Source organism: Desmonostoc muscorum LEGE 12446, from assembly GCF_015207005.2.
Taxonomy (GTDB): Bacteria; Cyanobacteriota; Cyanobacteriia; order Cyanobacteriales; family Nostocaceae; genus Nostoc; species Nostoc muscorum.
In genome coordinates, this window is record NZ_JADEXS020000001.1 from 6,787,398 (window position 1) to 6,811,403 (window position 24,006).

Annotated in this window: 14 protein-coding genes and 2 pseudogenes; 11 read left to right on the forward strand and 5 right to left on the reverse strand. The window is 42.4% G+C overall.

Annotation, left to right across the window (positions count from 1 at the left end; translation table 11 throughout):
- Positions 1-14: 14 nt before the first annotated feature.
- Positions 15-461, reverse strand: coding sequence for a hypothetical protein (locus IQ276_RS28215; protein ID WP_193915161.1), 447 nt, complete (start codon positions 459-461; stop codon positions 15-17).
- A 46-nt stretch (positions 462-507) separates the two neighbouring features.
- On the opposite strand from IQ276_RS28215, the gene IQ276_RS28220 reads away from it, so the two are divergent.
- Positions 508-666, forward strand: coding sequence for a hypothetical protein (locus IQ276_RS28220; protein WP_235116043.1), 159 nt, complete (start codon positions 508-510; stop codon positions 664-666).
- A gap of 139 nt (positions 667-805) precedes the next feature.
- Here IQ276_RS28220 and IQ276_RS28225 read toward each other — a convergent pair whose 3' ends face one another.
- Positions 806-1,252, reverse strand: coding sequence for a hypothetical protein (locus IQ276_RS28225; RefSeq protein ID WP_235116044.1), 447 nt, complete (start codon positions 1,250-1,252; stop codon positions 806-808).
- Between the two features lie 729 nt (positions 1,253-1,981).
- On the opposite strand from IQ276_RS28225, the pseudogene IQ276_RS28230 reads away from it, so the two are divergent.
- The 6 genes and pseudogenes from IQ276_RS28230 to IQ276_RS28255 form a co-directional block, all read left to right on the forward strand.
- Positions 1,982-2,176, forward strand: a pseudogene (locus IQ276_RS28230) (class I SAM-dependent methyltransferase); the annotation flags it as partial.
- A 578-nt stretch (positions 2,177-2,754) separates the two neighbouring features.
- Complete coding sequence (locus IQ276_RS28235; protein WP_193925366.1) at positions 2,755-3,390, forward strand: reverse transcriptase N-terminal domain-containing protein; 636 nt, start codon at positions 2,755-2,757, stop codon at positions 3,388-3,390.
- A 491-nt stretch (positions 3,391-3,881) separates the two neighbouring features.
- Complete coding sequence (locus IQ276_RS28240; protein WP_193925273.1) at positions 3,882-5,666, forward strand: reverse transcriptase domain-containing protein; 1,785 nt, start codon at positions 3,882-3,884, stop codon at positions 5,664-5,666.
- A 119-nt stretch (positions 5,667-5,785) separates the two neighbouring features.
- Positions 5,786-6,754, forward strand: coding sequence for a group II intron reverse transcriptase (locus IQ276_RS28245; protein ID WP_228043019.1), 969 nt, complete (start codon positions 5,786-5,788; stop codon positions 6,752-6,754).
- A gap of 326 nt (positions 6,755-7,080) precedes the next feature.
- Positions 7,081-8,940: a reverse transcriptase/maturase family protein gene (locus tag IQ276_RS28250; protein WP_235116045.1), complete on the forward strand. Its 1,860-nt coding sequence runs from the start codon at positions 7,081-7,083 to the stop codon at positions 8,938-8,940.
- Positions 8,941-9,197: 257 nt separating this feature from the next.
- Positions 9,198-9,809: pseudogene (locus IQ276_RS28255) on the forward strand (methyltransferase domain-containing protein); the annotation flags it as partial.
- Between the two features lie 37 nt (positions 9,810-9,846).
- Here the strand turns inward: IQ276_RS28255 and IQ276_RS28260 are convergent.
- The 3 genes from IQ276_RS28260 to IQ276_RS28270 form a co-directional block, all read right to left on the reverse strand.
- Positions 9,847-12,150 (reverse strand): COG1470 family protein, encoded by a 2,304-nt coding sequence (locus tag IQ276_RS28260; protein WP_193920428.1) that lies wholly within the window; start codon positions 12,148-12,150, stop codon positions 9,847-9,849.
- A 13-nt stretch (positions 12,151-12,163) separates the two neighbouring features.
- Positions 12,164-14,395 carry a WD40 repeat domain-containing protein gene (locus tag IQ276_RS28265; RefSeq protein WP_193920426.1) on the reverse strand — a complete coding sequence of 744 codons (2,232 nt, stop codon included), beginning with the start codon at positions 14,393-14,395 and terminating at the stop codon, positions 12,164-12,166.
- 248 nt (positions 14,396-14,643) lie between these two features.
- Positions 14,644-16,581: a serine/threonine protein kinase gene (locus IQ276_RS28270; protein ID WP_193920424.1), complete on the reverse strand. Its 1,938-nt coding sequence runs from the start codon at positions 16,579-16,581 to the stop codon at positions 14,644-14,646.
- 686 nt (positions 16,582-17,267) lie between these two features.
- Here IQ276_RS28270 and IQ276_RS28275 point away from each other — a divergent pair.
- The 4 genes from IQ276_RS28275 to ppsA all read left to right on the forward strand — a co-directional run bounded on the left by IQ276_RS28275 (position 17,268) and on the right by ppsA (position 23,890).
- Positions 17,268-18,548 carry a Pvc16 family protein gene (locus IQ276_RS28275; protein ID WP_193917665.1) on the forward strand — a complete coding sequence of 427 codons (1,281 nt, stop codon included), beginning with the start codon at positions 17,268-17,270 and terminating at the stop codon, positions 18,546-18,548.
- Positions 18,545-20,530, forward strand: a complete 1,986-nt coding sequence (locus IQ276_RS28280; RefSeq protein ID WP_193917663.1) for an ATP-binding protein — start codon at positions 18,545-18,547, stop codon at positions 20,528-20,530. Before IQ276_RS28275 ends, IQ276_RS28280 begins: the two co-directional genes overlap by 4 nt.
- A 508-nt stretch (positions 20,531-21,038) precedes the next feature.
- Positions 21,039-21,263 (forward strand): DUF4327 family protein, encoded by a 225-nt coding sequence (locus IQ276_RS28285; RefSeq protein ID WP_190876475.1) that lies wholly within the window; start codon positions 21,039-21,041, stop codon positions 21,261-21,263.
- Positions 21,264-21,442: 179 nt separating this feature from the next.
- A complete protein-coding gene (ppsA, locus tag IQ276_RS28290) occupies positions 21,443-23,890 on the forward strand; it encodes a phosphoenolpyruvate synthase (RefSeq protein WP_193917661.1) in 2,448 nt (815 codons plus the stop codon).
- The last annotated feature ends 116 nt before the right edge of the window (positions 23,891-24,006 follow it).

Below are 24,006 nucleotides of genomic sequence, written 5' to 3' on the forward strand. Positions count from 1 at the left end.
AGCCTTATATTGGTTTACAGCTTTTCAAACGATCCTGTAATCACTGACCCGGCAGGAACAGTTTGAATTATGAGTACTTTTTTACCTTTATTGACAATCACGCCGATTGCAGTAGTGGAGAAATTAGAACTGTCAGTATAGGTGAAAGACGCGGTGCAATTTGGCTGTACTTGGTAAGTTCCTACAAATGTTCTAGAAACGCTCGTACCGTTGAAACTGACAGTGTTATTGCCACTAAATCCTCCGTTGCCATCGAAGATAAATAAGCCTATCCCACCAAAAGCGCCAGGGGTTAAAGGTGCTAGATCTGAAACGATTGTTCCAGCTGCTTGCGCTCCATAAACTGAGTTCAATGTACTCAGTCTACATACTGGAGCAGCTTGTGCCTTAGCAAAGACAGTTTGTCCAATAAAACTAACTGCGGTAAGAATTGCTGGTAGAACTAAAAACTTAACTTTCATGATTTTCTCTGCTAAATGAAAACTGACAAATTTGATTGGTAGACTTTTGCCTTCGTTCGACTTTATCCATTTTTACGAAATCCAAAACCTGATGCTGAAACCATTGTGGAACGCTAGTTTTACTTTTTGCACTGGAGCGAAAATCAGTAAAATGGAAAAAGTATTTGCCAAAAAGCCAGGATTTTTGCCGAATCAAGAAAGCTGAGTTCTTAATTTTGGATCAAGTCGAGCTTAGAGGATGTTTGAAAAGTCTTCTTGTCGTTAGACTGATCTTTCCCAAACAGATGGTTTTTATCTTTTGAATTGTTGAGGTGATGACAGTAAAAACTCAGTATTATCTTGGTTTACAACTTTTCAAACGACCCTGTGATTACAGTTCCGGTAGGAACAGTTTGAATAATGAGTACTTTTTGACTATTGTTGACAATCACGCCTGTTAAAGTAGAGGAGAAATTAGAATTGTCAGTGAAGTTAAAAGACGCGGTGCAGTTTGGCTCTACTTTATAAGTTCCTACAAATGTTCCAGAGATAATCGTACCGTTTAAGCTAAAAGTTTGCTCGCCTTTTAATCCTCCCTTGCCATCGAAAACAACTAAGCCCACGAAACCAAAAATGCCAGGGGTAAAAGGTGCTGGAAGTGAAACGAGTGTTCCAGTTGATTGCGCTCCATAGCTGGAGTTTAATGTACTCAGTTTACAGACTGGAGCAGCTTGTGCCTTAGCAGAGACAGTTTGTCCAATAAAACAAACTGCGGCAACAATCGCTGGTAGAACTAAAAATTTAACTTTCATAATTTTCTCTCCTAAATAAAAACTGGGAAATTTCATTGGTAGACCTTTCGCTTAGAGGATGTTTGAAAATTCCTCTTGTCAATATTTAATATTCATGGCTTTTTTTCCTGTTTACTGATTGTTTAGATATGACAGCAGAAACTCAGCCTCTCTACTAGGGTGTGGTAGTTAAGGCTTAAAAACCTGCAATGCTTGGAAATGACCGCAAAGCTTTTTACTCGAAAGTGAATCGCTAGTGTTTAGCTTTCACTTGATTCATCCTGATCTTAGTGTCCATGATTAATAGATAAACTACGTCTACGTTGAGAACCGTAGTTTTTTGTAATTAGGGTAAAGCTCATAACTAAAGCTACAAGCAAACTATATATAAGCCCTTACATAAAACTCCAGCTTTCAAAATGGAGGACGTTTATCGATTTTCTAAAAGGTTGTTTCAAAAGTCTTAAAGTATACTAAAAACCCCGCTTCCATTCCTCTCCCCGTTTCGGAGAGAGGCTTTGAAACTCCCCTTCGGTTGTAGGGAAGGCTTGCTTGGAGCGTTAGCTCTGGGAGCTTTTGGTGTTAGGAATAATACTTTTCAAACATCCTCTAACAAACAATAAGATTACACTAAGTAGGTAGGCACGATCAAATTAATATATGTTTAGTTTTGTAAAAATGCTGAAATAACCTATTTGTAGCTAGACTACCTCTATTTTTGGCAAAGGTATTGCAGAAATTAAATAGATTATGGAAGACCTCAAGCAAACAATAATCAGCTACTCCAGCAGAGACCTCGAACAGCGCAAAAATTGGTATTCTCCGGCAGGCGGAGCTTATAACAAGGCAAGACCCCGCTATCCTCAGGATTTGATTGAGCAAGTTGTGGAAGTTGCTCAACTCTCCACCGATTCAAAAATTTTGGAACTGGGATGTGGCCCTGGAGTGCGATTCGTTTAACCTAAATGAGTAGAAATACTCAGGGACGGTTAGCTTGGTTTATAAAAACCATGACAACTGAATGACCATGTAGGTGTAAACCCTACCCCGCAGGTGCAGCGGTGAAAGCATCTTCCCTACGGTAGCGACTAGCCATCAATCCGTAAAGCGGGAGGAAAAGGAGTTCTAACTAGTAGCCTAATCTGGTTTCCTCCAAGCAAGAATCCATGAGTAGCGCAAGCGAAAGATACGTCTGAACCATCGTCACGCATAACCAGCGAAATAAGGCTATATGCGCTGGAGCCAAAAGGCAAAGGATAAAAAGGGACTGGCATTTTTCCATGTCTGACCAGTAAGCACTCCCAAAACCCGGTGGATAGTATCAACTCTAAAGATTCAATCAATGGTCATTCGGAACGAAGTAACCTCTCGTTCTCTCTCAGTCAGGTCGATAACTGAGTAGGTGCTAACCGCATGAGGCGATAGGCAGGATTGAGTCAGAAGCGAATGCCTCACTGTAATGGTGAGGATATGCTGACGGACTCACGATGAATTGGATTGTAAAGTCATAAGTAGCAATGAATATGTCTAAAACGCGACCAGTCAATCTTAAACTAGCAGAAAAAGCAATCCACCCGGATAAGCCAATTCTAAAGGCAAAGAACGACAAATCGACGGTGGAATGGAAACACAACAACTGGCGAAAGTTAGAAAAACGTGTTTACAAGTTGCAAAAAAGAATTTACAGAGCCTCATCTCGTGGTGATGTCAAAGCAGTACGCAGACTCCAGAAGACACTGATGAAGTCTTGGTCAGCAAAGGTCTTAGCGGTCAGAAGGGTAACACAAGACAACCAAGGTAAGAAAACGGCGGGTGTAGACGGCATCAAATCGCTGACTCCAAAGCAACGTTTCACCTTAGTTGCCAAATTAAAACCAAACTCAAAATGTCGCCCAACTAGGCGGGTATGGATTCCCAAGCCCGGAGGAGAAGAAAAGCGACCATTGGGTATCCCTACAATGTACGACCGAGCCTTGCAAGCACTTGTCAAGATGGCGTTAGAACCAGAATGGGAAGCGCGATTTGAACCTAACAGTTATGGGTTCAGACCAGGACGCTCATGCCATGATGCAATTGAAGCAATATTCATTGCAATCAAGCAAAAGCCAAAATATGTGCTGGATGCTGACATTGCTAAATGCGTGCGCCGTGACAGTTAACGCGGTATCCCCAACCAAGTTGGGAGAGACTAAGAAGAACGTCTCTAAGTCGACCAACTTACCTGGAGTTGAAAGACAAAAGGGACAACAGCATGTTGGTAAAGCCGGAAATAGAGAGAAGGCGTTAAAACTAGAGTCCGGCAAGACTTGTGTGACATGGTGAAGCTTAAACTACCTGAAGCCCAATTCTGACGGTATACGCGATTGCCTATTCCTACAACGCCTAAAAAGGAATAATCGTTTGTGTGTAGTTTTAAACATTTGAACCACACAACTTCTTCAAACGAAGTCAGCCAGCGATGAGATGGCTTAACGAATGAATGGGACACCTAAATCACACTGTTACGTACTGAGTTAATAAAGCGCGGGATGACCTACGGGGGGCGATCCCTATGGTTACAGAGTTCCTATAGTAGTCCGAGGACGGGAAAGCCGCCTACATGGCGAAGAGGAACAGGTATTCTTCACACTCATATCGAGAGGTACGCGAGATGCGAAACGCCGAAACGATTTTAAGTGTAATCCGAGACAGAGGCTACCGTGGTTTACCTCTGGATGATATCTACAGACAACTTTTCAACCCCAATTTATACCTCTTGGCGTACAGCCGCATCTACAAAAATGATGGGGCAATGACGCAAGGAATTACATCAGAGACTGTTGATGGGATGTCCATCAAAAAGATTGAAAACCTCATAGAGGATATTCGCTATGAACGTTTTCGGTGGACACCAGTACGGCGAATTAATATTCCCAAGAAAAATGGAAAAACTCGACCTCTGGGTATTCCCACTTGGAACGATAAATTGATTCAGGAAGTAATACGTTTAATATTAGAAGCGTACTACGAGCCTCAATTTTCTAACAGCAGTCATGGTTTTCGACAAGAGCGCGGATGCCATACGGCGCTAACAGTAATAGACCGTACTTGGCAAGGAACTAAATGGTTTATCGAAGGAGATATTCGCGGTTGCTTTGACAATATAGATCATAAAATCTTAATGTCAACCTTACGCGAGACAATCCAAGATAATCGTTTCTTGAGATTGATTGAAAACTTACTCAAGGCAGGTTACTGTGAGCAATGGAAATATTATTCCACCCTGAGCGGAACGCCGCAAGGCTCGATTTTATCACCCATACTCGCCAATATCTATCTTGACAAATTCGATAAATTTATCGAACAGATACTCATCCCAGAATATACACTTGGTAAACATCGGGCAGAAAATCCAGAGTATTCAAAACTCGTAAAACTTGCTTGGTATTACAGGAAAAACGGACAAGTTGATAAAGCGCGTCAACTGGAAATTAAATACCAGAAAATGCCTTCTAAAAATGTTCGTGACCCTAAATACAGAAGGTTAAATTACGTCCGCTATGCAGACGATTTCCTACTTGGTTTTATTGGCTCATTCCAAGAGACAAAAGAAATTAAGGAAAAACTCAAGACATTTTTAGCTGACAATCTTCAGTTGGAACTGTCACCAGAAAAGACCCTGATTACTAATGCTAGGAATGAGGCAGCAAGCTTTCTAGGTTACAAAATTCTAGTCCAATATTCTGACGATAAGCATACCAATGGTAAACGCTCAATCAACGGAATTATTGCACTAAGAATCCCAGCAAGACTTATAGAAGAAAAATGTACCCTATACATGAGGAATGGTAAACCCATTCATCGCCCTGAATTAATAAATGATGATGATTTTACTATTATCAACATTTACCAATCGGAATTTAGAGGGTATGTACAATTCTATAGCCTTGCCCAAAATATTGCATGGCTGCGAAAACTTCAATGGATTATGTCGAGTTCGCTGATGAAAACCCTTGCCTGTAAACACAGAACTAGCGTGGCTAAAATCTGCGCCAAGTATAAGAAGACGGTAAAGCTTCCACAAGGCTTGAGAAAGTGTGTGGAAATAACTGTCCCAGTAGAAGGTAAGAAATCCCTGGTGGCTCGCTTTGGCGGCATCCAATTAAAACGCAACCTAAAAGCAACCATTCTAGACCTGCCAACAAATAGAAAGCCCGCGTTCAGAAATGAACTAATTAAACGGCTTCTTGCTTCGGAATGTGAGATTTGCGGGGCAAAAGGTGATATTGAGGTTCACCATATTCGTGCCCTTAAAGACCTCAAAGCCAAGGGTAGAAAGGAAAAACCGCAATGGATGCAAATTATGTCCGCACGTAGAAGGAAAACTCTCATGGTTTGCCCTCAATGCCATGATGCAATACACGCTGGTAAACCAACATCTAAACGAGTCTCGTGATAACAGAGTACTGGAGAGCCGTGTACCTGGAAATCTCGTAAGCACGGTTCGGAGGGGGCTAGTTAGAAAAGGAGCTAATAATTGGAAACCTCGCTAGCTAGCTACCCACTTTAAATGGCATGGGACTTGAACTTAAACCAAGTAAAACGCGCCTTGCCCATACTCTGAATAAATACGAAGGGCAAGAAGCGGGGTTTAATTTCCTGGGGTTTAACGTCAGGCAGTACCCAGTAAGCAAATACAACACAGGTTGTAATACAAATGGGAAATCTCTTGGTTTCAAGACGCTCATCACCCCCAGCAAAGAAAAGGTCAAGGTGCATTACAAACAAATTGCCGGAATAATAGAACAGCATAAACCCGCCCCTCAAGCGGCACTGATAGCCCACTTGAATCCAGTCATCACTGGATGGGCTAATTATTTCAGCACAGTAGTCAGCAAGGAAACGTATTCCGAGCTAGACATGAAAGTGTACCGGAAGCTAAAAAGCTGGGGCAAAAGAAGACATCCGAATAAGTCAGGTAAATGGGTAGCCAATAAATACTGGCAAACCATTGACGGGGATAACTGGGTATTTGCAACTCCGCAGGAGGGTAAAAACCCAATGCAACTACTAAAACATAGCGCCACAGAAATCAGGCGATATGTGAAGGTTAAAGGCGAAGCCAGTCCTTATGACGGAAACCTTATTTACTGGAGTACAAGAATGGGTAATAACCCCGAAGTCCCAAGGAAAGTGGCAACACTCCTGAAACGACAGAAAGGTAAATGTGCCCACTGCGGACTATATTTCACAGAATACTCGGTGATAGAAATTGACCATATCATTCCTAAGTCAAAAGGAGGAAAGAGTGAATATAAAAACCTTCAATTACTACACCGACATTGCCACGATGAAAAGACCGCCTCTGATGGCAGTCTGGGTAACAAATCTGGCTGTAACAGCGCCAAACCTAAGCCTGAACTAACAGGTAATCGAGGTACTCATGACAAGAGCCTTATTATTGAGGAGCCGGATGAAGCGAAAGTGTGCGCCGTGGTACGCACTGATAGAATTGCCAACACAGTTGGCTGGAGTTTGGGGTAATCGACTCCAAGGCGAACAACTTACCTAGACTCGAAAGAGCGAGGGGACAAGAGCATGTTCGTAAAGCGGAAAGTAACAGAAGACGTGTATGTTACGGTTCCGCAACGCCTGAACGATATGGTTAAAGCCAAACTGCTTAAACCCTAATATCCTGCGGTGGAACTGCACATCCTTCGGTAGCACGTCCGTACACCGATGTTATCGGTAGCCATTAAATCAACTTTCGTTAATGGTACACCCTGACCGATAAGCGATGAGTAATGAACTCATTCAAGGATATGAGTAGGAACCTAAGTCGTTCTTTATACGTTCATCAGTGACGGAACATGGGATTGCCTAAAGGACGCGAGTCCTATGGTGACGGAGTGACAATAGTAGTCGTGGGAGTATCGCCCCACCAGGGAAAACGGGAGAACCGTTTACAGGGCGAAGTGTCACAGGTAATTAGATGTAACAGAAATCGAGAGGTACGCGAGATGCGAACAGCCGAAACGATACTGAACATCATACGTGAGCGCGGACAACGTGGGTTGCCAGTAGAAAACGTGTATCGACTGCTATATAACCCAGATTTGTACCTACGCGCCTACGCCAAGCTAAACAGCAACGCAGGTGCAATGACACCAGGCGCTACGCTGGAAACAGTGGATGGGATGTCCCTGGAGAAAATTAATACCATCATTGAGGCTCTGAGATATGAGCGATATAGATGGACACCAGTGCGACGTATTTACATCCCCAAGAAGAACGGTAAATTAAGACCTCTTGGTATGCCTTCCTGGTCAGATAAATTACTTCAAGAAGCAATTCGATCCATACTAGAAGCCTACTATGAGCCTCAGTTTAGCGAACACTCTCACGGTTTTCGACCCCAACGCGGATGTCATACAGCACTGAAAGAAATTACCCAAAAAGGTCGAGCTACTAAGTGGTTTATCGAAGGAGATATCAGCGCGTGTTTTGACAGAATAGACCATTTTATCCTGTTAAAAATACTACAAGATAAAATCCACGACAATCGCTTTATTCGACTAATCAAGGGATTGCTGGATGCAGGGTATTTAGAAAATTGGAAATACAATTCCACTTATAGCGGGGTTCCGCAGGGTGCAGTTGTAAGCCCAATACTTTCCAATCTGGTGCTAGACAAATTGGACAAATACGTCGAACAGGAATTAATACCAGCATACACACGAGGTCAACGAAGGAGTGTTTTCCCACCGTACAATGTGCTGACCAAAGCAGCAGCCAAAGCACGAAAAATAGGAAATTTGTCAGAAGCGCGGAAACTGAGCCAACAGGCACAATCGATTCCGTCCCGTGACCCCAATGACCCAAACTTTCGTCGCCTTTGGTATACAAGGTATGCCGATGATTTTCTGTTAGGAGTAGTAGGCTCAAAATCTGAAGCTGTGGAAATCAAACAGAAAATTGCTACGTTTCTACGTGACTCTTTAAAACTGGAACTCAGTGAAGAAAAGACGCTCGTTACCCATGCTCGTGACGAAGCTGCTAAATTCCTGGGTTATGAAATCCACATACTACACGCCGATGATAAGCATGACCATCGTGGTCAAAGATGTATCAACGGTAGTGTGGGTCTTCGGGTTCCAAAAAGCGTAATTAAAGACCACTGTGTTAAATATATGCGCTCTGGGAAGCCTATACACCTGACGCAAAGAGTCAACGATAATGCCTACAGCATAGTTAGCCAGTATCAAGCGGAATATCGAGGATTAGTCCAGTATTACCGCATGGCTTACAACCTCCACACTCTCTCCTTACTGAAACGAGTTATGGAGCTTTCTTTAGTAAAAACTTTGGCAAAGAAGTTTAAAACTACATGCCAGAAAATTTACAGACAGTATCGCACAACCATTGATACCAAAGATGGTACTTACAAGGTATTACAAATTACAATGGAGCGCGATAACAATAAGCCTTTGATAACTCATTTTGGTGGTGTCTGTTTGCGATGGAATAAGTGGGTCAAAATAGACGATAACCTGGCTAATCATATCTGGAACGGGCGTAGTGAAGTCATTCAACGTCTTTTAGCCCAAAAATGTGAAATTTGCGGAGCAACGGATAATATTGAAGTCCACCATATCCGCAAACTAGCAGACATTAAGCCTCATGGATGTAAAGAACGTCCAGAATGGATGGTAAAAAATGTCAGCACGTAAACGAAAAGCCCTCGTGGTTTGTCGTCAGTGTCACGAGAAAATCCAATACGGACGCTACGATGGTGAAGCTCTCAAACGTTTTGATTACTGGAAAGCTACGTGATACGGAAACGGTCATGCGTAGTTTGGAGGGGGGTGGTTGGAAAAGTGCCAATACTGGTAACTCGCTGGCTACCTACCCTACATCACGTCCGGTTCTGAAGACGAGCGGTTCTCGTGAGGGAACCGCTTAGTTTAACACTGCAACAGTAGCATTTGCTCAATTGGGTTGCTCAATGATCTGTTTGGAACCCAACCCAGATTTTTTCCAGTTAGCTCAACATAATTGTCAACCGTATTCTAATGTAAAGATTGAAAACACATCCTTTGAAGAGTGGGAACTCAAGCCATTTGAATTTGATGCCGTTTTAGCAGCTAGTTCTTTTCATTGGATATCACCGGAAGTAGGATATCCGAAAGCCGCAAATGCTTTAAAAGAAACTGGCTACTTAATTTTGTTGTGGAACAAAGAACTTCAACCCAACTACGAAGTATACCAAAGTTTATCCCAAATATATCAATTACATACTCCATCTCTCGATCGCTATGAAGACCGAGAAACTCAAGAATATATCTTGAGAGAATTAGGAAATATGGCTATTGATTCCGGGCAATTCAAAAACCTAATATCCGGAAACTTTGTATCAAAAGTAACATACACTGTTGATGAATATTTAACACTTTTAAACACTTATTCGGCATACATAAAATTAGATCCACATAGCAAAAAGTCTTTATTTTCAGCATTGAAACATCGCATCGAAGATGATTTTGAAGGTAGTTTGCAACTTTCGTATATCTCTGCTTTTCACATAGCCCAAAAAGTATAAGTATCAAATTTTTGCATCCTCAGAAGTTCTGCCCCGGTCAAAAACCCTTAAATGGGTTACTGCTGGGTGGGAGAGTAGGTGGAGTTGGGTTAATGGGAGGTATGGGAGTAGGCTCTGGTCTTGGGATGAATTGGATCGCAAACCCTCTCTCTTGGGGTGGCTGGTTACCAGATTTATCACTAACTTGCAGTATGATTTGAGTCGGAAAGGCTCGATTGACTGTAAGCTGCTTTGAGCCACTTAGTTGAACGTCTCCGTAGGGCTGAAGTTTAACCTGAATATTTTCTTTTTCTCCTTCTACTCTCCAACTCAGAGTAGCAGTTGTTCCTTCGTTGAGTTCTCTATTTGGTTCTTCACTACCGTTGATTGTGAAAGAAACAATCTGAAATGGTTTCGGTAATATTGCTATTTTAGATTCAATCTTTTTAGAATCAGTTTTTTGACTGCCATTATTAGGAAAAGCTTTGATTTCAAAGGCAAATTTTCCAGATTTATATGCTGGTAAAGGAATATTTGTACATTGCAGTTGTTGATTTTGTTGTGTGCAGAGTTTTTGCAGCTTCGGGTCGGCAATATTACCTTGATTAAATTTATAAGTAATTGGTTCACCATAGGATGTACCATCATCAGCACTACCGATAACTTGAATTTGTGCCAGCAATAGAGGACGAGCGATCGCCCAACTGAAAAGAATATTTTGACCTTTTGTATACTGTGTTTTATCTGCTTGAAAAGTAATCACTTGAGGAATTTCTTTCTCAGCTATTTCTACTTGAGTTGTTTGGGTTGCTACTTGGTCTTTTCGAGAAAATAATTGTATCCCATTACGATAAAAAGCTTGTAACTCAAAAGTATAATTCCCTCTAGTTCTCACGCCAGTTTTGACATCGCTACAAATTAGCTCTTGTTTTTCTTGCACCTGACAAGGAGGTATTTCATTAGCGCTTCCTTTGCCTAGTGACTCAGGAATGCCATTGCTGAAGTCATAGATAATAGGCTGAATTGGTTGTGAACCTTTGGTTGTCAAAACCAGCTTTTGTAACTGTTTATAGTTGTGAATTTCCCACTTCAAAGCTACCTCATCGCCTTCAGTTATTTTACGCACGCTAGTATTGGTATCAAAACTTTCTAATCTCAAAGGTTCGGGGTTTAAAATTCGCCAAATAATAAATCCTATGCCGCCTAATAAGCCTAAAATTCCTAAAATTAACAGGAGAAATTGCCACCAAGGACGAGGTTTCCATATCAATGTTCCCTGAGGCAATGTGTTAGATAAAGGTAAACTTTGTTGGTCTTTGATGTCAACTTTAAAGTTGATAACTAGCCCTGTACCAAACCACGGTCGTCGCCACCAAGGTCTGGGTTTGATTGTCAAATTGCCGATCGCGCTTCTACTAGGTAATAATCTCACCTCAGTAGGATCAAAAGTGTAAGTATACAGTTCTTCTTCGTCTCGACTTTTTAAGCTCAATGCCAGTTCGCGGACAATATTACCCCGGTTAGCTAGTGATAATTCATACTTGCCAAGACTCCGGCTAACTTGTCCCAAAATGGTATTAAGTTCTATATCTAGGCGATAATTTGTGGGAATTTGGATGTATACCAAATCTAGTAGCACTAAGTCTGGAGAGTTTTCCGAATACAAGCGGATTGTCGGAGAATAACTGCCGGCGATGGTATCCGCAGGTGGATGAAATTTCAACAATATTTGACCTTGAGCAGCAGGGTTAAGTTCGAGTGCTGTCACGTCAGACACTAAGCCTTGTCCCTCAAATCCAGTGGTGGGATAATTAATTGTGAACCAGTCGTCGTCTAAATCTGGGCAAGTCAAGCGGAAACGGTCTACACGAAAAGAACGATTATCAACTATTACTTCGACTTGCAAAGGTTCACTAAAGTTGAAAATCAGGGTTTTATTGGGATTAGTGTTAGGTCTAATGAAAAATGTCGGGTCGTTCACCCGAATTGCGGTTTGTTCTTTTTGGAGAACTTTAATTTCGTTGCGGAAGGTTTTGGGAGTGTCTTGGGGATAATGCAGAGGCGAATCTACGACTAGGGTATAGTCATAGGTTCCTACGGAAGCATCAGGGGCAATTTGAAATTCAAATTTTACTTCGTCGCTATTTTGCCCTGGATCTAACGATAAACTTTCTCTAGGAGAACTAGACCAGCCTGTTAAATTTTGAAATACCTCATCAAAAACAAAATATAAATCAATAACAGCACTTTGATCTCCCTGATTGCTCACTACTACATAGAGAACAATGGTATCTCCCGGCATCCCAAATTGGATATCAGCTGGGTTGATATAAACTTGCAGTGGATTGAATTTAGCTTGCATGTCATCGACTCCCTTATTTGATGCGGTGTAGTTTGACCTGAAAATCTTCACTACCACTCACAATCATGGTTCCTTGATTAGTTTTCAAGTCGATACTATTGATTTTTTTAGAGCTTTGGTAAATTGTTTTACCTTCTGCTGCCTTTGTTTTATCAAGTTGATGTTCGGCGGTTAAGTACCAAACTACAACTCGTCCATCATCGCCACCACTTACTAGCAGATTACCATCTTCACTAAATGCCAGACTACGCACAGATGTTTTCGACGCTGACCAGCGGTCTACTGCTGAGCAATTTAGTTCATTTACTTGTACTTGGGGATTGGGATTTTTGAGAATTTGGCAGCGATTTAAATTCCAAATTGTGATGTATCCCGCAGAATCAGAGGTGGCGAGGATTTTTTCTGTGGAGTTAGGTACAAAAGCTAATGCCCAAATATAGTCTTCACGCCCTACTCTTTCATCTAATTTTTCCAGATTTTGCACTGATAAAGCTGGAAATTGTTTATTAGTTTGAGTTTGATTCCACTGCCATAATATGAAGCGCTTGAAGTTTCCAGCAATTACGAGAGTTGTTGCATCTGGACTAAGAGTTAAGGCGCGGACTTGGAAACCTGATAGTTTTAATGTACTTTGTACATCGATCGCTTGCGGTTCTGGCAGAAAGTTAGTGTTAGACGCTGGTCTTGACCATAATCTCACTTTACCACTGCCATAACCACTAAATAAATTCAGTGAGTTGGGAGTGAAGGCTAAATCAAAAACGCGATCGCCTTTTGCTTTTGGATCTTTAAGATCTTGAAGTTCGCTAATCTTAGCACCTGATGGTACATCCCTCAGTTCAATTACACCATTATCTAGACCAACCGCAGCGCGATCGTTTTGTAATGGCATGAAGCGTAAGACTTGTACGGCGTCATTGGTAATGGCCATCAAACCTTTGGGCTGTTGCGCTTTATCACAAGCTAGTCGATCAGGAGATGTTACTCTATCATCGGGGTCTAAACGATCGCCATCGATGCTCCAAAGTCTCAATGTGCAATCATCTGAACCACTGACAACAGACAAACCAATGCCACTAAAACGTACTGAGTTCACAGAACGTGTGTGCATAACACCTCTGGGTTGTACTATCCATGCTATCAGTGCTGCTAGTAATGCGATCGCCGCTAATTGTAACCACAGAGGTATAATGGGCAAAACCCGCACTTCTAACATCTGGGTGGCGGGGTCTGTACTACCTAAACGTTGGTCGGATAATTCCGATTTGGCCTCCAGCAGCAAAGTTTTGCCTATTCCTACCCAAGGACGTTTTGTTTTCACATCGAGGATGACTTTAGTTGTCTCTCCTAAATTTAAATTGGCGGCTTCGGGAAACTTCTTGAAACTACACTTTCGTTCGTCTCTACCTTGAACTTGTACATCTAGTTCCTGATTTAAATTACTAGCATTTTTAAATAGCAATTCAAAAGAGGCTGTATCAGATTTCCAGTCGGGTAACCATGCCGATTTACTGGGAATTTTTAGCTGTTTTTGTGTGGTGGTAAATTCTACAAAACCCACAGGTAAAACTTCAATATTGCCTTGGGTACTAGTCGGGTAACCATTATTGCTAACAGCTTCTATGGCAAAAGGATAGTTTTGACTGGGCGCTTGCACTACAGAAGGAGGTTGGCATTGGAATGTGGCTTCTGCTATGCCACCCGGATCTACGGCTAATCGCCGTTCTGCACTGTTAGTCAGCCAAGAGGGATCGACGCCTGTAAAACGTAGCACCACATTTGTTGGTTGTTGACTCAAGTTCCGCACCCGTACTGGTATATCTATAGAATTGCGGGGATAAACTTGAAACTCTCGCACAGGTAATTCTAAAGTTAAATGTGTTGGTCTATTGTCTCGTTCAATTTTCAGCCGCAGCACAAGTCTGCATTGTTGTGCTAACTGTGGTGAAAAAATCTTCACCATCAGGTTAACAGTGCCGACAAAACCCACTATCGGCGTATTGAATATGATGACTTGGAATATCGTACTACTGCCTGGTGGCTTAGCTGCTGCCACTTCTGGTTGAAGTTTGTACCAGCGATATCCTGGGTTGCGAGTTTCTCCGGCGGCGGTAATTTCTATCTGAAAATTCACGAAGCGATCGCTGTCATTATTGACAGTTACCTCAAAGGAGGCAGGAGTATCTCCTGGACGAAAGGTTAGGTTCTCAGTGGAAAGGGTGGCATTTATAACACTTTTTTCCATATTATTTATAATATTTATTTATATTCTGCATGATTAGCAGTGTTAGTAAATTAATTTTTACCAAAAATCACCATATATCTTTTTGGCTGTCAAATAATAAAATATATTTGGCGGTAAATATATAAATTTGTTAAAGATAGGCAAACTTCGCCCACAGTCTACTACTAACGCTGCTCAGATACCCGACTTACTTCAAGAAGTCGGGTATCTGAGCAGCAAATCAAAATTAATCGCACAAATCACGACTATTAGCTGTAAATGCGATCGCCATTAGACAAACTTTGCTCGTTGTTTGAGTTTTTAGGAGATTGCAATTGAGTATATATAAAGGTTACTACTGCTAAAGTCGCTCCAATTGCTAAGATGACTCCCAAGATTCGCAATAAATTGGGAGTATTTCCCGTAGCTGGCTGGTCATTTGGCCTTGGTTGGTAAATAGTGTCATCAGTTCGCGCTTGTGGTCTGCTTTGAGGAGTTACAGGTCTCGGTTGATACAATGTCCTATCTAATGGCACTTCTGGTCTGTCCGTCGGAGATGCAGATCGCGGTTGATACAATGTTTTGTCTGTTGGTACTGGTGGTGTACTTGGATTAGAAATAGGTCGTGGTTGATACAGTGTTTTATCTGGTGGTACTTGAGGTGTACCTTGATTGGATGCTGGTCGCGGTTGATACAGTGTTTTATCTGGTGGTACTTGCGGTGTACCTTGATTGGATGCCGGTCGTGGTTGAAACAAGGTTGCATCCGGTTTGCTACCGTTCGGGTTATTCACGGGACTATGTTGAGGATTGTTGCTCTCAGGTTGATTTTGCTCAACTGGGTTAAATGGTCTAGGAATAGTTTCGTGATTTGACCCTTGATTGTACCCAGAAGGAGGCCGAGGAATAGTTTCCTCAGGTTGGCTTTGCTCAATCGGGTTGAATGGTCTAGGAACAGTTTCGTGATTTGAGCCTTGATTATAGGCATCTGGAGGACGAATGATTGTGTCGTCGCTTGATTGTCTAGGAACAGTTTCGTGATTTGAGCCTTGATTATAAGCAGTTGGAGGGCGAATAATTGTGTCGTCGCTTGATTGTCTAGGAACAGTTTCGTGATTTGAGCCTTGATTATAGGCAGCTGGAGGACGAAGAATGGTGTCGTCGTTCGATTGTCTAGGAAGGGTTTCGTGATTTGAACCTTGATTGTAGGAAGGTCGTGGCTGCACATTAGCCTGTCCGGGTACACTAGTAGTGCCTGTGACAAATTTGGCAGCAGCTTGCAAAGCCTGATTCAGTTCTTCTACGGTGGCAAATCGGTTAGCTGGGTTCTTGTGGAGACATTTCATAACCACGGCTTCCAATTGTTCAGGCAGATTCTCACAGCCTGGTTGCTCCCGCAGTGGTTTTGGTGGCTCATAGGCATGAGCTAATACCCAGGAAGCTTCGCTGATATGACTACCCTTAATGCTAATCCCAAATGGATCGGCTGCACTCAGCATTTCATAAAGGATAATCCCTAAGCTGTAAATATCACCTCTAGCATCGAGGTTTTTATCACTTTGGATTTGTTCCGGAGGTGCGTAACGAAATGTACCAATGAATGTACTCGTGATATTTGTAATGTTGGTGTTTTCCGAAGATTCACTACGGATTTTGGCAACACCAAAATCTAGAACCTTTACCCACTCTCCCAAATCTGTAGGCACTAGAAATATATTATCTGGTTTCAGGTCACGATGAACTACCTTAATATGCTCAGTGCTTTTTCCTCCATCTCGTTGCAGAGTCACTCCTTGATGGGCAAGCTGTAGACCCTTGCAAACTTGCGCCATAATTTTTACAGTGCGATCGACAGACAGCCGCTTTTCACGCAGCAATAATTGTCTGAGGGTTTGTCCCCGTAAATATTCCATCACGTAAAATGGAAAGCCTTCGGGAGTGACTCCACAATCACTAATTTTCACGATGTGGTCACTTTGTAAAGCAGCACAAACTGCCACCTCACGCTCAAAACGCTTTCTCATTTCTTGTGAAGCCACCAGCGTATCTTTGAGCAACTTTAACGCTACCTCTTGACCTACACGGGTGTCCATTGCCAGGAAGACTTCTCCCATGCCACCTCCGCCTAACCGTCGGTCTAAACGATACCGCTGGTTATCACCTACGAAGCGGCCATTCCAAGAATTTGAAGAAGGTGGGGATTTCATCTGGGGGAACCCATCCTAGTTATTTTAAAGTGTTAAGTTTAGTTTAGAAATAGTACTATGGGAATCCGCTTTGATTTTTGAACCGATTTACGTAGGTAGTAGAGACGCGATTAATCCCATGTGTGGGGAATCAGCCTGTTCCAGTAGAAGGTGAGTTTTTTCAAAAATCAAATAGGAGTCCTCTAGTATTACGTAATAATTCAGAAGTCAGAAGCAAAGTCTTTTGGCTTGGCTCGTCATTTCTTACAGTATTACAAATTTTTTGGTTGTTTGATTGTTTATTATGTAAAGTCTTAGTAATTTATATCACTCATGTTTATCCACTTACACTCAGCTTAGCATACTACTAACTTAAAATAATGCTAATAATTTGATAAAATGCTTAAAATTAAGACTTCTGATAGTTGAAATTGGTTCCTGAAAAATACTGAGCTGGGGATTGGGGAGTGGGGAGTGGGGATTAGGGATTAGGAATTGGGGGGGAATTAGTAAGTAGGAATTAGAAATTTTCAGTATAATATATTGTCCATTCCCCCAGTCCCCAGTCCCCAGTCCCCATTCCCCAGTCCTGTTGTATGCCACGCCGATAGTCTGTCCTAGAGAATATTTAAAGTTTTGCAAAATATATTCTGTGAATGTGTCCTGGCGTACATGATTAAAATGTGCTATTGCCATGAGGAACGAGGATGAGTAACGTACTCTCTATAGCCGCCGTGACAGCAGTACTAAAAGTTTTGCTGGAAAACGGTTTAGTCAGCGATCCGATCGCTGCTAGTGTTGGTGATGTGATTGTAACTGCCCTACCGCCCGATCGAATTTCAGTTGAAGCCGATGAGCGCGCTCAACTCAACCTCTTTCTCTATCAAGTGACGCAGAATCGCAATGTCGATTGGGTATCTCAGGAATTTCGTAGCAGGCATTCACGTCTGGATGGAAATTTGCCATCTACAACTCCACCACTAGCTCTCGATCTCCACTATTTATTAACAGCCTACGGAGCTAAGGATTTTCAGTCAGAGCTTTTACTGGGCTACGCAATGCATTTGTTACATAAAACCCAATGTATTACAGCGGATATTATTGAAAATACTCTGATCAATGCATCTACAACCAATACCTCAAGTGCTTTTTCCCAAGCTGTGGCTAGCATATCTGTATCCGATTTAGCTGAGCAAATTGGGCAAATCAAACTGACTCCAGAGTTTTTTAACATGGAAGAAACTTCTAAGTTATGGTCTGCTTTACAAACACACTATCGACCTTCAGCTACCTATCTGGCATCAATGGTATTGATTGAGAGCAGCAAATCTGAGAATCTAGAAGGCTTCTACATGATGCCCTTGTCTCAACCGAATATTGAACAAGTGACAACTCTGGCAAAAACTGAACATCAACAAATGATTGTTGCTGGCACAACATTAATGATTCGCGGTAAGCGGTTACGCGGTGATATTACCAGAATCCGATTGGGTAACACCGAGACATTACTAGTACCTCAAGATGTCAAAGAAACGCAAATCAGCTTGTTAGTCCCAGTAGATTTGTACCCAAGTGTGCAGAGTATCCAAGTGGTACATTTGACAATAGGCAACACAGGACAAACGGAGCATATAGTTGAATCAAATGTTGCAGCTTTTGTTCTACATCCAACAATTACGGCATTTGTTGGTCAAGTGGAAAATAACGGTGGCAATTTCCGCTCAGCAGAAATTACCGTTAAATTCCATCCCAAAGTTGGCAAAGCACAGCGTGTAGTTTTGCTACTCAGTGATGTATCAGCCCAAAATCAGGTAGCTTACTCTTTTTTGGTTGCACCACGCACTGAAGATACTGATGCAATTACTATTCCGATTAAAAATGTGAAGCCAGGAACTTATATTGTGCGGGTGCGGGTAGATGGCGCAGAAAGTCCATTGCACAAAAATCAGTCTGGACAATATGATTCGCCACAGGTGACAATTTCATGAATGCTACAACCATCGATTGGGATCAAGCAAACTACCGCTACCTATCAGCAGCCCTAGCCGTAGTACGTGGAATTTTAGAAAATCACACTGCCAGTTCGCAAAATCAATCTGAGGCGAAAAACCAGGAAAATTTACAGCAAGCACTCCAAGAAGCTGCTGCTGCTATGCCTGCACCATCGGCATTGGATAGAGTCTGCAAAATGTTTAGCCTCTCATCCTTTGAACGTGATTTGTTGCTGTTGTGTGCAGGTATGGAATTGAATGGAGATTTTTGCAAATTATGTGCTAGTGTAAACGGCGATCCACAGCGAGGTTACCCAACCTTAAGTTTAGCTTTAGCAACTTTACCTCGCGTCCACTGGGATGCGATCGCCCCAAATGCTCCCTTACGTCATTGGCGGTTGATTCAGGTTGGTGATGCTCATGCTCTCACCCTCAGTCCCATAAGAATTGACGAGCGGATTTTGCATTATCTCACAGGTATCCAATACCTTGACGAACGCTTAGCTGGCATCATTGAACCGTTACAAGAAATTAGCGATTTAGTCCCGTCCCACCAAGAACTGGCAGAGCGAGTTGCAGCTGTGTGGTCGCAAGCTTATAAGATAAATAGCTTGCCAATTGTACAACTATGTGGTGTAGAAACTATCAGCAAACGCGCCGTTGCCGCCAGAATTTGTCAACTCCAGGGTTTGAATTTGTGGGTAATGCCTGCACAAGTAATTCCCCAAGCACCGAGCGAGTTAGATAATCTCATTCGCTTGTGGACTCGTGAGACAATTTTAAGTAGGTGTGCCTTACTTCTGGATTGCAACGAACTCGATAGCAATGATACGGTGCGGCTAAATGCGATCGCTCATTTCATCGAACGCGCCAACGGCTTTTTAATCATCACCAGCCGGGAACGAATGCGCCTACCACAACGCTTGGTAGTTAGTTTTGACGTACATCAACCAACAATCAAGGAACAAGGTGTAGTTTGGCAAGATGCACTAACAGCCATTGCACCGCAAATGAACGGCCAAGTCAAAACCTTAATAGATCAGTTTAATCTGAGTGCTGCAACCATTCGCGCTGCTTGTGCAGAAGCCGCAGGACAACTAGCACAAACACCAGAAAACGATATTGGTGAGATTTTATGGGATGCTTGTCGCGTGCAAGCACGTCCGCGTTTGGATGAACTCGCCCAACGAATTGAGCCGTCTGGTGATTGGGACGACTTGGTATTACCAGAAGCCCAAAAACAAATTCTCCGAGAAATGGCGGCGCACGTGCGGCAACGCAGTACTGTATATAACAATTGGGGTTTTGCTGGCAAAGGTGGGCGAGGATTGGGAATCAGCGCCTTATTTGCAGGTGCCAGCGGCACAGGTAAAACCTTGGGAGCAGAAGTGCTGGCACATAGATTGCGCCTAGATCTGTATCGCATTGACTTGTCATCGGTAGTCAGTAAATACATTGGCGAGACAGAAAAGAATCTGCGGCGGGTGTTTGATGCCGCAGAACAAGGCGGAGTGATTTTGTTGTTTGATGAAGCTGACGCCTTATTTGGTAAACGCAGTGAAGTCAAAGATGCACGCGATCGCTATGCCAACATTGAAGTCAGCTACTTATTGCAACGTATGGAAAGCTACCCAGGTTTAGCAGTTCTCACTACTAACCTCAAGAGTGCAATTGATACAGCCTTCCTCCGACGGATTCGTTTCGTGGTGCAGTTCCCCTTCCCCGACACAGCACAACGAGCCGAGATTTGGCGACGCGTCTTTCCAGCCAACACACCAACCGCAGACTTAGATGCCCTACAACTGGCGCGGCTAAATGTCGCTGGCGGTAATATCCGTAATATAGCCTTAAATGCTGCTTTTCTCGCTGCCGATGCTGGCGAACCAGTGCAAATGAAACACGTATTACGGGCTGCTCAAACAGAATATACCAAATTAGAGAAGCCTTTGACTGAAGCCGAAATTGGCGGGTGGATTTGATTTTATTTGAAAGGACTGACGCGGGGACGCGGGGACGCGGAGAATTTTGAATTATAAGTAATTAACGTGAGTTCGATGAACCTCTCCCCAACCCCTCTCCGAGACGGAGAGGGGCATAATATCATGTCCGGTTAAAGACTTATCATTAAGGCAGCAGAGGGGCAGGGGAGCAGAGGGGAAGGGTTTTTGGGTTTGTGCATAGATTCGGGAATCATAACTAATTAGCTGGACATAATATAAGATTCTGAGTTGGGCACGAAAAATTAGCGTTTTTAAGCCTCTCCCCGCTTCTCTTAGAGGAATGGAAGCGGGGTTATTTGGAATCTGTCGAACTCACGTGTAATTAAGCGAACTTGATATTACTCCTGAATTCTGAATTCTGAATTCTGAATTCTGCTGTAATTTCCAATCTTCACAAAATCCTCACATATTTTCGATAAGTTGAAATTAGAGTCCAAGTGTCGATACTTAGGCTAAATCTGCCTGGTTAACATCGAGGGGTTTTGTTATGGATACTCTTGTTAAATATGACATTGAAGTTATCAAAGATGAAGCGCGTGAACTCGTTAGAAAAGGAGTAATTCGTCGTAACGAGCCAATTTATGCTTTGTGTAGATATATTCCCGGCCGTGATTGGGTTTGTGTGGAACTTGAGCTAGAAAAAAATGAATTTTTGCTTCGGGATAAAATTATAGATCTCTTAGGTCGTGAAGATTGGACCGAAGATTTATAAAATTGCGATCGCCTGTGTATCTCTTTAGTCACAACAAGAACAACAAAGTTGTCGTCACCTCACAAGTTCCTCAAATTATCTTTCTATAACCAAAGGTGTGAAACTCAAGAGGGAATACAAAGGTGACACAAAGCCCTCTGGAGTAACAGTAGCGAAAATGCATTGAAGGAAATTTTCCCATGCTTGAAACATTTGTTACTCAAAATACACCAAGCCAGAATGTGAAACAACAAGCCCTAGTACTACCACTAAATGCAGTCGGGATAGCAGATATCCCCCTTGTGGGTGGTAAAAACGCTTCATTGGGAGAAATGATTCAGCAGCTGATACCCAAAGGCATCAAGATTCCTACAGGATTTGCGACTACAGCTTATGCTTATCAGTACTTTATCTCTTCAGCAGATTTAGAACCAAAATTACGGCAATTATTTGCAGATTTAGATATAGAAGATGTGAACAATCTCCATTCTATTGGAAAGCAAGTACGAGCTTTAATGCTGCAAACTCCCTTTCCATTAGAATTGCAACAAGCAATTATCGAAGCTTATCAAGACCTTGAGAAGCAATATGGTACTAATACCGATGTTGCAGTCCGTTCTAGTGCCACAGCAGAAGACTTACCTGATGCTAGCTTTGCCGGTCAGCAAGAAACCTATCTCAATGTCCACGGTTTGCAAGGTGTACTAGAAGCTTGTCACAAGTGTTTTGCCTCAATTTATACTGACCGTGCTATTTCTTACCGCCAACTTAAAGGCTTTGATCATTTTAGCATTGCCCTCTCGGTAGGCGTACAAAAAATGGTGCGTTCTGATCTGGCAACATCTGGTGTGATGTTCTCCATCGATACTGAAACAGGTTTTCAAGATGTAGCATTAATTACTGCCGCCTATGGTTTGGGAGAAAATATAGTTCAGGGGGCGGTGAATCCAGACGAATATTTAGTATTTAAGCCTACTCTGAAGCAGGGATATCAGCCAATTTTAGAAAAGCGCCTGGGTACAAAAGAAATCAAGATGATTTATGATACTGGCGGCTCGAAATTGACCAAAAATATACCTGTTGCGGCAAGCGATCGCTTAAAATATGCCCTTAGCGATCAAGAAATTTTACAATTAGCCCAAGCTTGCTGCCTGATTGAAGACCATTACTCACAAGTACGCGGTGTCTACACACCAATGGACATCGAATGGGCAAAAGACGGCATTACCAATGAACTTTTTATAGTGCAGGCGCGTCCCGAAACAGTACAATCTCAAAAATCTAAAAATGTTCTCCGCACTTATCACTTACAACAAAAAGGTGAGGTGTTAGTCACAGGGCGGAGTGTGGGTGAAATGATTGGACAAGGTAAAGCCAGAGTGATTCTGGATGTGCAGCAAATTAACCAGTTTCAACCTGGAGATGTGCTAGTCACAAATCGCACCGATCCCGACTGGGAACCAATCATGAAACGTGCTAGTGCAATCATCACCAACCAAGGTGGGCGTACTTGTCATAGTGCAATTATTGCCAGAGAAATAGGGATTCCGGCCATAGTTGGTTGTGGTAATGCTACTACTATATTGAAAACAGGACAACAAATTACCGTTTCTTGTGCTGAAGGTGAAACTGGCAGAGTTTACCAAGGTTTATTGCCCTTTGAAGTGCAAGAATTACCGTTAGAAAATGTGCCCCACATTCGTACCAAAATTATGATGAATGTGGGTAATCCAGAAGAAGCATTAAGTTATGCTGCTATCCCTAATGATGGAGTGGGATTAGCACGGATGGAATTTATTATTGCTAATCATATTAAGACGCATCCATTAGCGTTAATTCATTTTGATGAATTACAAGATCAGGTTGCCAAATCTCAGATTGCCGAATTAACTGCCCAATACGAAGATAAAAGCGCATACTTTATTGATAAACTAGCTCAAGGTATTGGCACGATCGCAGCTGCTTTTTATCCCAAACCTGTCATTGTGCGCCTGTCAGACTTCAAGAGTAACGAATATGCTAACCTTTTGGGTGGCAAGCAGTTTGAACCCCACGAAGAAAACCCAATGCTAGGGTGGCGCGGTGCTTCTCGCTACTACGATGAACGCTACCGTCAAGGCTTTGCTTTGGAATGCCTAGCAATGAAAAACGTGCGCGATCGCATGGGTTTAACTAATGTAATTTTAATGGTGCCATTTTGTCGCACTCCCCAGGAAGGCCAGCGCGTGTTATCAGAAATGGCAAAACATGGTTTGGTGCAGGGAGAAAACGGTTTAGAAGTCTATGTGATGTGCGAATTACCTAGTAATGTGCAATTGGCAGATGAGTTTTGTAAAATCTTTGATGGGTTCTCAATTGGCTCCAATGACCTAACACAATTAACATTAGGAGTAGATAGAGATTCGGAATTAGTAGCCCATTTATTTGATGAACGCAATGAAGCTGTGAAGCTAATGATTGCCAAAGCCATAGCCACAGTTAAAAAGCACGGACGCAAAATTGGTATTTGCGGACAAGCACCCAGTGACTATGCTGAATTTGCTCAATTTTTGGTTCAGCAAGGTATTGATTCTATCAGTCTTAATCCTGATTCTGTACTAAAAACTCTTTTAGAAATAGCGAGTACAGAACTAATACCATTTCACTAAAACCCTGATACATATAGATTTCGCGTAGGGAACATTGCCGTGCCCCTACCAACGTATTTGTATCATAATTAAAGTGAAACGGTATAAGGTAACGTAAGTTCGATAGATTCTGAAGA